This window comes from Mesorhizobium sp. M7A.F.Ca.US.002.01.1.1 (assembly GCF_004022955.1).
Lineage (GTDB): Bacteria > Pseudomonadota > Alphaproteobacteria > Rhizobiales > Rhizobiaceae > Mesorhizobium > Mesorhizobium ciceri.
In genome coordinates this window covers 1-1,103 of sequence record NZ_RZQE01000919.1, presented here as the reverse complement: position 1 = coordinate 1,103, position 1,103 = coordinate 1, and the positions used below count along the sequence as shown (strand labels likewise).

At 62.7% G+C, this 1,103-nt stretch carries 2 protein-coding genes; one reads left to right on the top strand and one right to left on the bottom strand.

All coding sequences use genetic code 11. The features are described 5' to 3' along the window. Positions 1-671: MFS transporter (locus EN932_RS36735; protein ID WP_164890873.1), on the top strand; the 671-nt coding region annotated here is incomplete at its 5' end. 8 nt (positions 672-679) lie between these two features. Here EN932_RS36735 and EN932_RS36730 read toward each other — a convergent pair. Further along, the coding region (locus EN932_RS36730) for an NADPH-dependent FMN reductase (RefSeq protein WP_164890872.1) at positions 680-1,103 on the bottom strand (424 nt) is incomplete at its 5' end.

The following is a 1,103-nucleotide window of genomic DNA, read 5'->3' as shown; positions in this document are numbered from 1 at the left end:
TGCCGCTGGCCGCCGTCTGCGCCATCATCCTGTCCTTCCTGCGGCTGCCGGCGAAAGCATCCGGCAAGGTGGAGATCGCCGACAGCGACGCCAGACCACTGGCTGAAATCGTCACGCAGCCGCGTTTCGTCGCCGCGCTTTTCTGTGCGGTCGGCAGCTACGCGCTGATGAGCTTCGTCATGACGGGCGCACCGCTGGCCATGGTCGGCTGCGGACTGTCGGAGACCGACGCGACGCTCGGCATCTCCTGGCACGTCATGGCGATGTTTGCGCCAAGCTTCTTCACCGGCTCGCTGATCCATCGCTTCGGCGCCGAACGCATTGTGACCACCGGCCTGATCCTGCTCATCGGCTGCGCCATTGTCGCTCTGTCGGGCCTGGCGCTGTGGCAGTTCTGGACGTCGCTGATCCTGCTAGGCCTTGGTTGGAACTTCGGCTTCATTGGCGCGACCGCAATGGTGGCCTCCACCTACCGGCCGTCGGAAAAGGGCAAGGTGCAAGGCTTCCACGACTTCGTCCTGTTCGGCTCCGTCGCCTGCGCCTCACTGATGTCGGGCATGGTCTACAACGCCTGGGGCTGGGAGATGCTGAACTGGATAGTCTTTCCGGTCACCGTCCTGTGCTTCGTGGCGCTGGGCGCGCTGAAGCTGACGAGCGCGCGCCCGGCTTGACGCCAAACCTATGCGTCCGGCGGCAACACCTGAAGCACCCTCGCTATGAACATATGGAACTCAGCCATGTAGTTGCGCAGGAAGTCCTCGGTGGATTCGACCGTCACTTCGCCGTCGTCCGTTATCAGTCCCGGCGTGAACTGGATATAGGCTTCCGGCGCATTCATCTGGGGTGAGTTGCAGAAGCTCAGAACGCTGCGCAGGCTTTGTTGGGCGACAGCGGTTGCGATGGCGCCCGGCGATGTTCCGATGACGGCGGACGGTTTGCGCGCGAATGAATTCTTTCCATAGGGGCGGCTCGCCCAGTCGATCGCGTTCTTTAATCCGCCAGGGATCGAGCGGTTGTACTCCGGGGTAACGAACAGGACGGCCTGAACGGACGCGATCGCCTTTTTGAAATCCCGGGCGACCGGCGGGAAATCCGCATCATAG